The sequence below is a fragment of the Crossiella sp. NPDC003009 genome, from assembly GCF_053591555.1.
On the sequence record NZ_JBSFUA010000020.1, the window covers coordinates 85,455 to 98,293 of the forward strand.

General features: G+C 74.0%; 13 protein-coding genes. 4 read left to right on the forward strand and 9 right to left on the reverse strand.

Going from position 1 to position 12,839, the window contains the following annotated elements:
* The 6 genes from ACWDY5_RS21910 to trpB are packed head-to-tail and all read right to left on the reverse strand — an operon-like array spanning position 1 to position 6,805.
* Positions 1 to 2,064 (reverse strand): glycosyltransferase, encoded by a 2,064-nt coding sequence (locus ACWDY5_RS21910; RefSeq protein ID WP_449724015.1) that lies wholly within the window; start codon positions 2,062 to 2,064, stop codon positions 1 to 3.
* Positions 2,061 to 2,666 carry a DUF998 domain-containing protein gene (locus ACWDY5_RS21915; RefSeq protein ID WP_449724016.1) on the reverse strand — a complete coding sequence of 202 codons (606 nt, stop codon included), beginning with the start codon at positions 2,664 to 2,666 and terminating at the stop codon, positions 2,061 to 2,063. Before ACWDY5_RS21915 ends, ACWDY5_RS21910 begins: the two co-directional genes overlap by 4 nt.
* A gap of 56 nt (positions 2,667 to 2,722) precedes the next feature.
* Positions 2,723 to 4,159, reverse strand: coding sequence for a HAMP domain-containing sensor histidine kinase (locus ACWDY5_RS21920; RefSeq protein ID WP_449724017.1), 1,437 nt, complete (start codon positions 4,157 to 4,159; stop codon positions 2,723 to 2,725).
* Positions 4,156 to 4,860 carry a response regulator transcription factor gene (locus ACWDY5_RS21925; protein WP_449724018.1) on the reverse strand — a complete coding sequence of 235 codons (705 nt, stop codon included), beginning with the start codon at positions 4,858 to 4,860 and terminating at the stop codon, positions 4,156 to 4,158. The genes ACWDY5_RS21920 and ACWDY5_RS21925 overlap by 4 nt, the downstream gene beginning before the upstream one ends.
* 26 nt (positions 4,861 to 4,886) lie before the next feature.
* Entirely contained in the window at positions 4,887 to 5,645 is a 759-nt protein-coding gene (gene trpA, locus ACWDY5_RS21930) for a tryptophan synthase subunit alpha (protein WP_449724019.1), read from the reverse strand.
* A complete protein-coding gene (gene trpB / locus ACWDY5_RS21935) occupies positions 5,639 to 6,805 on the reverse strand; it encodes a tryptophan synthase subunit beta (protein WP_449724067.1) in 1,167 nt (388 codons plus the stop codon). Before trpB ends, trpA begins: the two co-directional genes overlap by 7 nt.
* Before the next feature lie 63 nt (positions 6,806 to 6,868).
* Between trpB and ACWDY5_RS21940 the strand changes: the two genes are divergently transcribed.
* Positions 6,869 to 7,663 carry a GntR family transcriptional regulator gene (locus tag ACWDY5_RS21940; protein ID WP_449724020.1) on the forward strand — a complete coding sequence of 265 codons (795 nt, stop codon included), beginning with the start codon at positions 6,869 to 6,871 and terminating at the stop codon, positions 7,661 to 7,663.
* A 116-nt stretch (positions 7,664 to 7,779) separates the two neighbouring features.
* The gene (locus ACWDY5_RS21945) at positions 7,780 to 8,325 is read left to right on the forward strand and encodes a response regulator transcription factor (RefSeq protein WP_449724021.1); all 546 of its coding nucleotides are present in this window, start codon (positions 7,780 to 7,782) and stop codon (positions 8,323 to 8,325) included.
* Positions 8,326 to 8,340: 15 nt separating this feature from the next.
* Here the strand turns inward: ACWDY5_RS21945 and ACWDY5_RS21950 are convergent, their stop codons facing one another.
* Entirely contained in the window at positions 8,341 to 9,261 is a 921-nt protein-coding gene (locus ACWDY5_RS21950; protein WP_449724022.1) for a hypothetical protein, read from the reverse strand.
* A gap of 138 nt (positions 9,262 to 9,399) precedes the next feature.
* Between ACWDY5_RS21950 and ACWDY5_RS21955 the strand changes: the two genes are divergently transcribed.
* Entirely contained in the window at positions 9,400 to 10,011 is a 612-nt protein-coding gene (locus ACWDY5_RS21955) for a MerR family transcriptional regulator (protein ID WP_449724023.1), read from the forward strand.
* On the opposite strand, the gene ACWDY5_RS21960 is transcribed toward ACWDY5_RS21955, so the two are convergent.
* Positions 9,929 to 10,813 (reverse strand): helix-turn-helix transcriptional regulator, encoded by an 885-nt coding sequence (locus tag ACWDY5_RS21960; RefSeq protein ID WP_449724024.1) that lies wholly within the window; start codon positions 10,811 to 10,813, stop codon positions 9,929 to 9,931. The genes ACWDY5_RS21955 and ACWDY5_RS21960 overlap by 83 nt on opposite strands.
* A 104-nt stretch (positions 10,814 to 10,917) precedes the next feature.
* Between ACWDY5_RS21960 and ACWDY5_RS21965 the strand changes: the two genes are divergently transcribed.
* Complete coding sequence (locus ACWDY5_RS21965) at positions 10,918 to 11,637, forward strand: SDR family oxidoreductase (RefSeq protein ID WP_449724025.1); 720 nt, start codon at positions 10,918 to 10,920, stop codon at positions 11,635 to 11,637.
* Here the strand turns inward: ACWDY5_RS21965 and ACWDY5_RS21970 are convergent.
* The gene (locus ACWDY5_RS21970) at positions 11,634 to 12,809 is read right to left on the reverse strand and encodes an MFS transporter (RefSeq protein WP_449724026.1); all 1,176 of its coding nucleotides are present in this window, start codon (positions 12,807 to 12,809) and stop codon (positions 11,634 to 11,636) included. The two genes, ACWDY5_RS21965 and ACWDY5_RS21970, sit on opposite strands and share 4 nt — an antisense overlap.
* Positions 12,810 to 12,839: the final 30 nt, after the last annotated feature.

The following is a 12,839-nucleotide window of genomic DNA, read 5'->3' on the forward strand; positions in this document are numbered from 1 at the left end:
TCAGGCCGCCCCGGTGAGCACCGGCGCGGGCACGGTGACCAGCTCGGTGTAGACCCCCTCGAAGGCCGCCAGGGTCGCGGTCAGCGCGTGCCGGGCGATCAGCCGCGTGCTGGCCGCGCCCATCCGCGCCCGCAGCTGCGGATCGGCGGCCAGCGTGCCCAGGTGCGCGGCGAGGGCGGCCGGATCGCCTGGCGGGTAGAGGAATCCGTTGTCGCCGGGGCGCACCAGGTGGGGCAGGGCCATCGCGTCGGCGGCCACCACCGGCAGTCCGGCGGACATGGCCTCCATGGTGGCCAGGCTCTGCAGCTCGGCGGTGCCGGGCATGCAGAAGACGTCGGCGCGCCGGTAGGCCCGCACCAGGTCGGCGTCGGAGACCACGCCGTGGAAGCGCACCCGGCCGGTCACGCCCAGCTCGGCGGCCAGCTTCTCCAGGCGGGCGCGGCAGGAGCCGTCGCCGACCAGCTCGGCGCGCAGGCCTGGCCCGCGGGCCAGGGCGTGCAGCAGCTCGGGCACGTTCTTCTCCGCGTCCAGGCGGCCCACGAACAGCACCGCGCAACCGTCCGAAGTGGACTTCGCCGGACGCGGGGCGGCGTAGTGGTCGATGTCGATGCCGCAGGAGATCGCGCGGGCCTGGCCGGGCAGGTGGTTGGCGTGCAACAGCTCCACCGCGCGCGGGGTGGGCGCGGTGACCACGGCGGCCTCCCGGTAGACCCGGACCAGGTCCCGCCAGGCGAGCCCGGCCAGGCCGCGGCGCAGCGCGGCGGGGATCTTGACGTAGCCGAACAGGTTCTCCGGCATGAAGTGGTTGGTGGCCACCGCCGGGATGTTCCTGGCGGTGGCCGCGCGCAGCACGGCGCGGCCGACCGGGAAGTGCGACTGCACGTGCACCAGGTCCGGGTCCAGCCCGGCCAGCAGGTCCGGCACCGTGCGGTTGGCCTGCCAGGGCAGGCTGATCCGGAAGTCCGGGTGGAACGGGGTGCGCCGCGCGGGCAGGTGGTGCAGGGTGATCCCGCCCGCGCGCACGGTGCCCGCCTTGCCATCGGGTGCTGGGCAGATCACGTGCACCTGGTGGCCGCGGGCGGCCAGGCCGTGCGCGAGGCGACCGGCGAAGTTGGCCGCGCCGTTGACATCGGGTGGGAAGGTGTCCGCGCCCAGCACGATCCGCAGTCCGGATCCGGTGTGCCCACGGCGTCGCGGCATCGCTGGCTCCTCGGTGAGTTCTCGTTGGTCCGGCACGGATCTGGCCAGCACCACCACGCCGCCCACGGCCAGCAGCGCGAGCGCGGCCTGCCCGAGGGCGGTGGCCGGTGTCAGGTAGGCGGCCTCGCCGTAGAACAGCAGGCCGGTGCTGACCGCGGTGAGCGGGTCCAGCACGGTGACCGCGCCGACCACCACCGCGGTCGGCCCCGCGGCGTAGGCCTGGTGCATCACCCAGCCGCCGAAGGCCAGCAGCAGCCCGGCTTCCGCGGCGATGAGCAGCCCGCCGAGCTGCGGCGCCGCGGTGAACAGCTGACCGGTGGCGGATTTGGTCAGCACCGAGCCGAGTCCGAACAGGACGGCGGCGGAGGCGGCCAGCGCCGCGCACCTGGCCTGGCCACCGGTCCGCAGGCCGAGCGCGGCCACGGCCACCGCGGCCAGCGCGGCCAGGTGCACCGCGCCCGGCACCGCCACCGAGGTGGCCACAGACGGCGAGACGGCGAGCGCGACGAAGCCGAACACCCCGGCGCACACCGCGAGCACGGCCAGCCGCACCGGCCGCGCGACCGGTCTGCGCCGGGCGCGGGCGGTGAGCAGCACGGTCAGCACCAGGCTGAGCACGCCGAGTGGTTGCACGATCACCATAGGGGCCAAGGACAGCGCGAGCACGTGCAGGCCGCTGCCGAGCACGGCGAAGCCGGTGCCGGTGAGCCAGCCGCGGGAGCGGATCGTGCTGCCCAGGCCGCGCAGGGTGAGCGCGCCGCCGTGGTCGTGCGCGCGTACCGCGGCGTGCTGGCGGGCGACCGCGGCGGCGAACAGGCAGGCCGCCAGCAGGGCCAGCGCGATGGCCAGCGGGATGGTGTTCACCGGGGCGCGCTCCGCATCAGCGGGGCGAGTGCGAGCAGCAGCAGCACGTGCGCCACCAGCGCGACCCGCTGCAACAGGCCCTGTGGCAGCACCGGGAACAGTTGGGCCAGGCCAAAACTGGCCGCGGTGAGCAGGCTGGCCACCGCCGCCCAGCGCACCCTGCTCAGCGCGAGCACCCGCCGCCCCGCGGTGCTGAGCACGTGCGCGATGCGCAGCGCGGCCACCGGCAGGCAGCTCATGAACACCGCGCCGCCGAAGCGGTGCAGCTCACCGGACACAGTGGACACCGTGCTGCTCACATTGCCCGGAAAGGCCGCCACCGACAGCAGCCCACCGGCCCATAGTCCAAACAGGACAGACGCTGGCCGGTCTTGCGCCAGCCGGCTCACGATCAAGCCGCCACCGATGAGGATGCACAGCACCGCGGCCAGGAACAGCGGCGCGGCGTGGAAGAGGTAGTCGCTGACCGGGTCCCACAGCGGGTCGACCTGGACGGTGTAGGCGAAGCCCAGGTAGCCGATCAGCAGTCCGGCCACGCCGAGCAGCACGAAGGCCACCGGGGGCGGCGCCGGTCGGGTGGTCGCCCTGCTGGTCGTGGTCACGTCCGCGAGCGTTCGCGACGATCATGAAAGGACGATGAGAGATCGCCCCGGGTTCGTTAAGAGTCGGCGACCGGCAGGGTGATGGACACCAGCGCGCCGCCCCGCTCGCCGCGTCCGGCCGCCACCTGGCCGCCGTGCAGGGTGGCGATCTGGTCCACGATGGCCAGGCCGAGGCCGGAGCCGGGCCGGGCGCGGGCCTCCTCGGCCCGGTAGAACCGCTGGAAGACGTGCGGCAGGTCGGCCTCCGGGATGCCCGGCCCCTCGTCCTGCACCGCGATCCGCACCCGGTCGCCGAGCCCGGTCATGGTCACCGTGACCAGCCCGCCGGGCGGGCTCCACTTGGCCGCGTTGTCCAGCAGGTTCAGCACCGCGCGTTGCAGCGCGCGCGGCCTGCCCAGGACGTTGGCGTGCAACAGCTCGGCCTGGAAGCGCAGGTTGGCCGCCCTCGGCCGGACCCGGTCCACCGCGGCCTCGACCACCTCGGCCAGGTCCAGCCGGTGCGGCGCCTCGGCGGAGCGGTCGGTCTTGGCCAGCTCGACCAGCTCGCCGACCAGCGTGGTCAGCTCCCCCGCCTGGGTCTCCAGGTCGGCGAGCAGCCGGTCCCGGTCCTCGGCGGGCAGCACCCTGGCCGGGTCGGTCTGCCGCCCGGCGTGCACCAGCAGCTCGATGTTGTTGCGCAGACTGGTCAGCGGGGTGCGCAGCTCGTGCCCGGCGTCCTCGACCAGGCGGCGCTGGGCGTCCCTGGAGACGGCTAGCGCGGTCAGCATCGCGTTGAACGCCTCGGCCAGCCGGGCGATCTCCCCCGACCCCTGCACCGAGATGGCCTGGTCCAGGTCCTGGGTGCGGGCCACCCGCTCGGCGCCCGCGGTGAGCGTCTCCACCGGCCGCAGCGCGGTGCGCGCCACCACCAGCCCGACCCCGGCGGCCACCGCGACCCCGGCCAGGCACACCAGGATGTGCCAGAAACCCAGGTCCCCCAAGGTTTCCTGGAGGCCCTGGATGTCCTTGGCGACCTGCACCGCGCCGCCGCCGGGCCGGGACACGGTGAGCATCCGGTAGTGCTCGCCGTCGAGCTCGCGGTCCTCGCTGAACTCCGGCGCGGCCCCGGTGGCGACCCTGACCGCGGCCGGGTTCAACGGCACCGTCCGCTCGCGGCCCTCGATCCGCGCGGAGCCGTCGGCGTCGAGGAACTGCACGAACATGTCCCCGCGCTCGGGCCGGAACCGCCGGTCGCCGTCCCGGTCGGGCCGGTCGGCGTCGTAGAGCCGCTCCAGGGCCTCCCCCGGCGAGGCGGCGTTGGCGGCGAGCTGGGCGTAGGAGCGCAGCTGCTGGTCGAAGTTGAGGTCCAGCTTGGCCTTCACCAGCAGCCAGGAGCCCAGCGACACCGCGGCCACCGCCACCGCCACCGCCCCGGCGACCAGCACGATCAGCCGCCCGCGCAGCGAGAGCTCCTGCCACCGCCAGGCGTCCAGGCGGGCCAGCAGCCGTTTCACAGCGGTTCCTCGCGCAGCACGTAGCCGACCCCGCGCACGGTGTGCAGCAGCCGGGGCTCGCCCCCGGCCTCCAGCTTGCGGCGCAGGTAGCCGACGTAGACGTCCAGCCCGTTGGAGGCCGCGCCGAAGTCGAAGCCCCAGACCTGCTCGAAGACCAGGGTCCTGGTGAGCACCAGCCTGGGGTGCCGCAGGAAGGTCTCCAGGATGGCGAACTCGGTGCGGGTCAGCCGCAGCTGCCGCCCGTTCCGGCTCACCTCCCTGGTCCCGGGGTCCAGCCGCAGGTCGGCGAAGACCAGGGCCTCCCCCGCGCTCGGCGGCGGGGCGTCCGGCCCCGCGCCCTGTCCGGCCCGCCGCAGCATGGCCCGCACCCTGGCCAGCAGCTCCTGCAACGCGAACGGCTTGACCAGGTAGTCGTCGGCGCCGGCGTCCAGCCCGGCCACCCGGTCGGCGACCTCGTCGCGGGCGGTGAGCATCAGGATCGGCACGAAGTCGCCCTCGGCGCGCAGCTCCCGGCAGGTGTCCAGTCCGTTGCGCACCGGCATCATCACGTCCAGGATCACGCCGTCGAACTTCTCCGCGCGGATCCGCGCCAGCGCCTCGGCCCCGTCGGCGGCCAGCGAGACGGTGTAGCCCTCGAAGCGCAGTGTCCGGGACAGCGAGTCCCGCACGGCCTCCTCGTCGTCCACGATCAGCAGGTGCACGCCCCGAGGGTAGCGGCGGAGCCCGGTCAGGCGGCCGGACGGAGCTGGTCCAGCGCCCGCCGGAACCCGCCCAGCCACTCGGCCAGCTCCGCGCCGGTGCCGCCGTCGAGCAGCAGGCGGACCACCGCGGAGCCGACCGCCACACCGTCGGCCTCGGCGCACACCGCCGCCGCGAGCTCCGGGGTGCCGATGCCAAAACCGGCCACCACCGGGAGGGTGGCGTGCCCGCGGATCCGGGCCACGGTCTCGGTGGCGGCCGCGGCCAGCTCGGCGCGGACGCCGGTGGTGCGCATGGCGGTCATCGCGTAGACGAAGCCACTGGCGGCGGCGCAGATCTCGGCCAGGCGGTCGTCCGGGCAGGCCGGGGCGGCGATCGGCACCACGCTGACCCCGGCCCGCCCGGCAGCCGCGCGGAAGGCTCCGCTCTCCTCCAGTGGCAGGTCGGAGACGATGACGCCGGTGATGCCGGCCGCGGCCAGCCGGGCGGGGAAGTCGGGCAGGCCCAGTGCGACGTTGGCGTAGGTCATCGCGACCAGCGGCACGCCTACGTCCACTGTGGACAGTTCGGCGAGCACGGTCTCCGGGGTGGCGCCCCGGGCCAGTGCCGCGGCGGCGGCCTCCTGCACCACCGGGCCGTCGACCATCGGGTCGGAGAACGGCAGGCCGATCTCGATGGCGTCGGCGCCCGCGGCGGCCAGCGCGCGCAGGTGGTCCAGCCAGTCCGGGGTCATGCCGCCCATGAGGTAGGGGAGCAGCAGCTTGCGTCCGCTGTGCAGGGTCAGCATGAGAGGTTCTCCCTGATCTGGTGGACGTCCTTGTCGCCGCGGCCGGAGAGGGTCAGCAGCACGGTGGAACCCGTTGGCAGCTCGGCGGTTCCGGCCGCGCGCTGGACCCAGGCCAGCGCGTGCGCGGACTCCAGCGCGGGCAGGATGCCCTCGGTGGCGGCCAGCGCGCGGACCGCGGCCAGCGCCTCGGCGTCGGTGACCGTGGGGTAGCGGGCCCGGCCCTGCGCGGCCAGGTGCATGTGCTCGGGGCCGACGCCCGGGTAGTCCAGCCCGGCGGAGATGGAGTGCGCCTCGGAGATCTGCACGCCGTCCTGGAGGAAGTGCGAGCGGAAACCGTGCAGGATGCCGGGCGTGCCGCCGCTGACCCCGGCCCCGCCCGCGGCCTCCACGCCGACCAGCTCGGCGGTGGTGTCGACGAACCCGGCGAAGGTGCCCGCGGCGTTGGAACCGCCGCCGACGCAGGCCACCACCACGTCCGGCAGACCACTCGGCAGCAGCTCGGCGGCCTGGGCGCGGGCCTCCTCGCCGATCACCCGCTGGAACTCGCGCACCAGGTAGGGGTACGGGTGCGGCCCGAGCACCGAGCCGAGGCAGTAGTGCGCGGTCTCGGTCTCGCTGACCCAGGCGCGCAGCGCGGCGTTGGTGGCCTCCTTCAGCGTGCCCGCGGTGCCGGGCACCCCGGCCGGGACCACCTCGGCGCCCAGCAGCTCCATCCGGAAGACGTTGAGCTCCTGCCGCCGCATGTCGGTGTGTCCCATGTGGACGGTGCAGTCCAGGCCGAGCAGCGCGGCCGCGGTGGCGGTGGCCACCCCGTGCGAACCGGCGCCGGTCTCCGCGATCAGCTTGGTGCGGCCCATCCGCTTGGCCAGCAGCGCCTGACCCAGCACGTTGTTGATCTTGTGTGAGCCGGTGTGCGCCAGGTCCTCGCGCTTGAGCAGCAGCCGGATGCCCAGCCGCCCGCCCAGCCGCACGCACTCGGTCAGCGGGGTCGGCCTGCCGACGTAGGTGGCCAGCAGGCGGTGGTACTCGGCGACGAAGGCCGGGTCGTGCCAGGCGTCCAGGAACGCCTCCTCCACCTCCCGGCAGGCCGGGACCAGGGCTTCCGGCAGGAACCGCCCACCGAAGTCGCCGAAGCGACCGGTGGCGTCGGGCTGCCCCATCAGCTTGTCAGTCGTCACAGTTATAGAACTCTAGCACTCTAGTGCGTGGATTACACTCCCCCCGTGACCGAGCGGACCACCGGCTATGACCACCGGGTGCCGAAGTACCTGGCCATCTACCGTGCGCTGGCCGCCGAGATCGCCGACGGCACGCACCAGCCGGGTGCCGCGCTGCCACCGCAGCGCCAGCTCGCCGACCGCTTCGCCGTCACCCTGATGACCGTCCGGCAGGCCCTCCGTGCGCTCCAGGACGACGGCCTGGTGGAGGCCCGGCCCGGCACCGGCACCTTCGTCCGCCAGCCGGGCTTCGCCTACCACCTGGCCGGGCTGCGCAGCCTGTCCGAGGAGCTGACCGCCCAGGGCCTGGAGCTGCGCACCACGGTGCTGGCCACCGAGCTGGTGACCGCGCCGGAGGAGGTGGCCGCGCGCCTGGGCCTGGCTCCTGGCCAGCGGGTGCTGGCCGTCGAGCGGCTGCGCAGCGCCAGCCCCGAGCCGGACGCGCCGGTGGTGCCGCTGCTGTTGCAGACCTCGTACCTGGCCGAACGGTGGAGCGGGCGACTGGAGGTGGACGAGCTGCGCGAACACTCCCTGTACCGGCTCCTCGGCCGGGCGGGGCGTCCCGTGGTCAGCGCGCAGGAACGGTTGCAGGCGGTCGCACTGACCGCGCGCGAGGCCGAACTGCTCGACCGACCGGCCGGCAGTCCGGCGTTGCTGAGCCGCCGACTCAGCCGGGACGCGGCGGGCGAACCCCTGGTCGACGACCGCGCGATCATGGTCGGCGACGGCACCGTGGTGGTGGCCGACCGCGCCGCCACCGACGTCAGTCTCACCTACCGCACCCAGAACTCACCTGGGTAACCCGGGCGAGCACCACTCGTTGGAGTGGCTCTGTCCCGTTCCACGCACACAGCGTCGACTCCTGCGGTATCGATGACCGGGTGAACACGCTGGGGGTCAGCGATACCACTCGTCTCATGGAACTGGCGGGGTCGACCGTGTTACTGGTCGGCGAACCGTCGTTACGCCGCACCATGGCGCCGCGCCTGACCGACCTGCGGGTCGCCTCGGTGCACCAGGCCGCCTCCGAGGCCGCCGCCCTGGAGTTCGCCGCGCTGGCCGGGCCGTGCGCGCTGGCCGTGGTCGAGCTTGCCGGGCCGGGCGCCGAGGGCGTCCGGCTGGTGCGCGAGCTGAAGTCCCGCGGCTGGCCGCAGGTGCTGGTGGTGGTCTCGGTCGAGGAACCGTGGGCGGTGGCCGCGGCTTTCCAGGCAGGCGCGCAGGGCTACCTGCTGCGCCCCGGCCGCACGCCGCCGGTGCCGGACCCGGTGTGGGAGCTGTCCAACCGGGAGATCGACGTGCTGCGCCTGGTCGCCGACGGCCACTCCAACAAGGAGATCGCGGCCGAGCTGGGCCTGTCCGCGCGCACCGTGGACACCCACCTGTGGCGCATCGGCAGGCGGCTGGGCTCGGGTGACCGCGCGCTGCTGGTCACCCTGGCCCTGCGCGCCGGGATCATCACCTGAGCCGGTAACCGCGCCTCAGCCGACCGCGACCGGTTCGGCCACCGGGTCCGGGGTCCGGCGCAGGATGCGGCGGGCCAGCAGCCCGGTGGCCAGGACCAGCGCGCCGAGGGCCAGCAGGGTCCAGGCATCCGGCGCGGCGATGGACTGACCGCGCAGTGCCTGCCAGGTCACCAGCCCGGTGAGCCCCGCGTAGACCCCGGTGCCCAGCATCACCAGCCGGGTGCGGACGCCGGGATCGGCCAGCCGTGGCCTGCGGGCGGCGGCGCCGGCCAGCAGCAGGGCCAGCAGCGGCAGGGCCTGCATGGCGTGGATGCCGATGAAGTGCGGGATGCGCAGGTCGCCGCCGGTCAGGCTCCACCCGGTCAGCGGCATGCCCGGACCGCCGTCGGGCACGCCCACGCTGTGCGCGCCGAGCGCGTCCACCGGCAGGTTCTGCTGCAACGCGTGCAGCTGGTCGGGGGTCGGGCCGGTCATCAGGAAGGCCAGGCCGATGCCGACCGAGCCGAGCACGATGCCGCCGCGGATCGCCCAGGCCATCGGCCGGTCCGGCAGCCGGTCGCGCAGCAGCACGACGCCCTGGGCCATGTTCAGCACCCAGACCACGGTGATCATGGCCCCCATCAGCTGGAACAGCCCGGCGTCGAACGGGGTGGCCTGGTTGAAGTGGCTGGCCTGGCCGCGGAGGACCTGGAAGACGATGAGCACTACTTCCAGGGTGGTCAGCACCGCGATGGCGGTGGCGGTCCACCAGGTCCAGCGGCGGGGGATGCGTTGCAGGGACAGCATCCAGGCCCAGGTGGGCAGGTAGAGCAGCAGGGAGACCGAGAACTTGAGCGGTTTGGCCCAGATCGGCTGGCCGCCCAGCAGCCGGTCGTCGAAGACCAGACCGGCCAGCGAGGCCAGCGTGCTGACCGCCATCAGGGCGGTGGCCAGCATCAACGGTCGATGCCATTGGCGGGCTAAGGGCAGGGCGGTGCGGAACATTCAGACCTCCAGGCGAGAACTACTGTCTCTCTGACCGCGCGCTATCGATACACTAGCTATCGATAGCCGAAATATCAACCAGGAGGCTGCGTGCGCATCGGCGACCTCAGCAGGCATACCGGGATCCCGGTGCCGACGATCAAGTACTACCAACGCGAAGGGTTGCTGCCCTACGGCGAGCGGGCCGGGTACAACCAGGTGCACTACGCCGAGGAACACCTGCGGCGGCTGCGGCTGGTGCGCGCGCTGGTGGAGCTGGGCCGGCTGCCGATCGCCACCGCCAAGCAGGTGCTGACCGCGGTGGACGACCCGGAGAACGACCTGTTCAAGGCGCTGGGCCAGGTGCACTACGCGGTCACCGAACGGTCGGGCGAGGCCGAACCGGCGACCGGGCCGGTGGCGGAGCTGCTGGCGCGCCTGGGCTGGCAGGTCAGCGAGAACAACCCGTCCAGGGTCGCGCTGGCCGGGCTGCTGGGCACGCTGACCGAGCTGGGCCACACCGAGCTGCTGAGCAGCCTGACCGACTACGCCGAGCTGGCCGGCCGGCTGGCCGCGCTGGACGTGGGTTTCCTGGCGGACCGGGGCAGCCAGGACGAGGTGCTGGAGTCCGCGGTGGTGATCACCCTGCTGGGCGATGTGCTGGTGTCGCTGCTGCGGCGGATGGCGCAGGAGAGCCACTCGGCGCGGTTCCGGGAGTCCTGAGCCCGGCCCGGCGCAGCGCGGCCTCGGTGGGTGAGCCGGGTTCGGCGGTGTAGGCGTAGAGGGTCTGGTCCGGGTCGTCGGGCAGGGTCAGCGCGGTGAAGTGCAGGGTGAGCTCACCGAGCCCGGACAGCCGGTAGACCTTGTCGCCGTGGGTGTAGGCGAGCACGTCGTGCGCGGCCCACCAGCGCCGGAAGTCCGCGTCCAGCGACGACATCTCCTCGACCAGCTCGGTGAGCAGCTCGTCACCCGGCCAGCAACCGCCGTAGCGGCGCAGCGCGCCCACCGTGGCGCGCGCGGCGCTGGGCCAGTCGCCGATCCGCTCGCGGGCGGCGGGATCGGTGAACAGGTGCCGGACCAGGTTGCGCTCACCGGCCGGGCACTCGGCGAAGTCGGTGTAGAGCAGCGCGCCCAGCGGGTTGATGGCCAGCACGTCCAGCCGGTGGCCGAGGATCATCGCCGGTCCGGTCAGCGCGGTGAGCACCCGGTCCAGGGCCGGGTTGACCCGCTGCGCCGGTTGCGGGCGGCCGCTGCGGCAGCGGACCAGGTCGTAGAGCTGGGCGCGTTCGGTGCGGTCCAGCCGCAGCGCACGGGCCACCGCGTCCAGCACCTCGGTGGAGATGTTCGGGTTGCGGCCCTGTTCCAGGCGGACGTAGTAGTCCACGCTCATCCCGGCCAGCCAGGCGACCTCCTCCCGGCGCAGCCCCGGCACCCGGCGCGTGCCCAGGTGCGGGGGCAGTCCGGCCTCGGCCGGGCTGAGCCGGGCGCGGCGGGTGCGCAGGAACTCACGGAGCTCGGCGGACATACCGGGCAGTCTAGGTGGATCACCGCAGGTCGTCCCTGGGTCTGCCAGACCCGGGGACGAGCTCGCCCACGCGCGCGCCGGGCGCGCGGTGCTGTGCTGGGGCCATGTCCAAGCCACTCATCGTGATCACCGGCGCCAGCTCCGGCATCGGCGCGGCCACCGCCCGCCTGCTCTCCGCGCAGGGCCACCCGCTGCTGCTGCTCGCCCGCCGCCTCGACCGCCTCACCGCGCTGGGCCTGCCGGACACGCTGTGCCGCCAGGCCGATGTCACCGACCCGGCCGCGGTCGCCGAGGCCGTCCGGGAGGCGGAGGCGCTGCACGGCCCGGTGGACGCGATCGTCAACAACGCCGGGGTGATGCTGCTCGGCACACTGGCCGACCAGCCGGCGGCCGAGTGGGAGCGGATGTTCGAGGTCAACGTCAAGGGCCTGCTCGGCGCGATCCGCGCGGTGCTGCCCGGGATGATCGAGCGCGGCCGCGGCACCATCGTCAACCTCGGCTCGGTGGCGGGCCGCAAGACCTTCCCCGACCACACCGCCTACGTGGGCACCAAGTTCGCGGTGCACGCGATGTCGGAGAACCTGCGTGAGGAGCTCGCCCCGCACGGGGTGCGGGTGGTCACCATCGCGCCGGGCGCGGTGGACACCGAGCTGCTCTCGCACACCAGCAGCGAGTCGATCAAGGCGGGCTACCGGGAGTTCACCAAGGCCAGCGGCATGCTCGCCGCGGAGTCGGTGGCCGAGGCGATTCTCTATGCCTACCGGCAACCCCAGGGCGTCACCATCCGCGAGATCGTGCTGGCCGCCACCGGCCAGCAGCCCTAGTCGCGGGGCAGCAGCAGCCAGGCCAGCAGCGCGCCCAGTGCCGCGGCGAGCCCGGCCACCGTGCAGGCCAGCGCCGGCGAGACCGCGGTGAGGACACCGCCGAGGGCCGAGCCGACCGGGTGGCCGATGAGGTTGAGGCTGATCGAGACCGCCAGCACCCGGCCCAGCCAGGCCGGGTCGCTGCGGCGCTGGCGCAGGGTGAGCAGGCCGACGTTGACCGGGCCCGCGGCGAAGCCGAGCAGCAGCAGGCCGGTGACCAGGCCGGGGGTGCCGCCGTAGGCCATCAGCGGGGCGGCGGCCAGCGCGGAGGCCAGGATGCCGGCGGCGATGGCCAGGCGTTCCCGGCCCGCGGTGAGGCGGTGGCCGGTGAGCAGCGCGCCCAGGATGCCGGTGACTCCGGCCAGGCCCCAGAGCAGGCCCGCGGTGTCCGGGGCGAGCACCGGCACCGCGACGGTGAGCACGCCCCAGGCGAGCTGGTAGGGCGCGTAGCAGAGGATGAGGTTGCGCAGCAACGGGTTGGTCAGCACGTAGCGGACCCCGGCCCAGGCCGAGGCGAGCAGCCCGGTGGCGGTGGCGACCGGTTCGGCCCGGCCCGCGTCGGCCGGCAGGGTGAGCAGCAGCAGGAAGGCCGCGGCGTACAGCCCGGCGATCACGGTCAGGGTGAGCTGGCCGCCTGCCACCGCGAACAGGCCGCCGGCCAGCACCGGGCCAGTGACCTCGACCAGGTTGTAGGCGCCGGAGTCCAGCGCGTTCGCCCGTTCCAGCGCGGTGTCCGGGACCAGGCGGGGCATCAGGGTGCGGATCCCGGCCAGGCCCAGCGGGGAGGTCAGCGAGAACAGCAGGGCCAGCAGCACCAGCGGCAGCGCGTCCTGCGGGCCGGTGGCCACCGCGGCGATCGCGCCGATCAGCAGCGCGCTGGCCAGCTGGTCGGCGCCGATGGCCCGCACCGAGCCGAAGCGGTCCAGCACCGCCCCGGCCAGCGGGCTGAGCAGCACCCCGGGCGCCCAGGCCGCGAACAGCACAAACCCGGCCAGCACCGGCGAACTTGACACTGCCAAGATGTGCAGGACCAGCGCCAGCGAGAGCATCTCCCCCGCCAGCCTGGACAGCAGCGCGGAGGCCAGCAGCCGCCCGATGTGCGGCAGCGCGAGCACCTGGCGGTAGCCGGACATGCCGATCATGCTGCCGGAAATCCGGTGGAC

What these genes read in the sequence shown, in the direction of transcription:
- trpA (WP_449724019.1), bottom strand. Translation starts at nt 5,645, where the DNA reads ATGCTGACCCTGCACAGCGGACGCAAGCTGCTGCTCCCCTACCTCATG.
- trpB (WP_449724067.1), bottom strand. Translation starts at nt 6,805, where the DNA reads ATGGGGCAGCCCGACGCCACCGGTCGCTTCGGCGACTTCGGTGGGCGG.
- ACWDY5_RS21945 (WP_449724021.1), top strand. Translation starts at nt 7,780, where the DNA reads ATGGAACTGGCGGGGTCGACCGTGTTACTGGTCGGCGAACCGTCGTTA.
- ACWDY5_RS21950 (WP_449724022.1), bottom strand. Translation starts at nt 9,261, where the DNA reads ATGCTGGCCACCGCCCTGATGGCGGTCAGCACGCTGGCCTCGCTGGCC.
- ACWDY5_RS21960 (WP_449724024.1), bottom strand. Translation starts at nt 10,813, where the DNA reads ATGTCCGCCGAGCTCCGTGAGTTCCTGCGCACCCGCCGCGCCCGGCTC.
- ACWDY5_RS21965 (WP_449724025.1), top strand. Translation starts at nt 10,918, where the DNA reads ATGTCCAAGCCACTCATCGTGATCACCGGCGCCAGCTCCGGCATCGGC.
- ACWDY5_RS21970 (WP_449724026.1), bottom strand. Translation starts at nt 12,809, where the DNA reads ATGTCCGGCTACCGCCAGGTGCTCGCGCTGCCGCACATCGGGCGGCTG.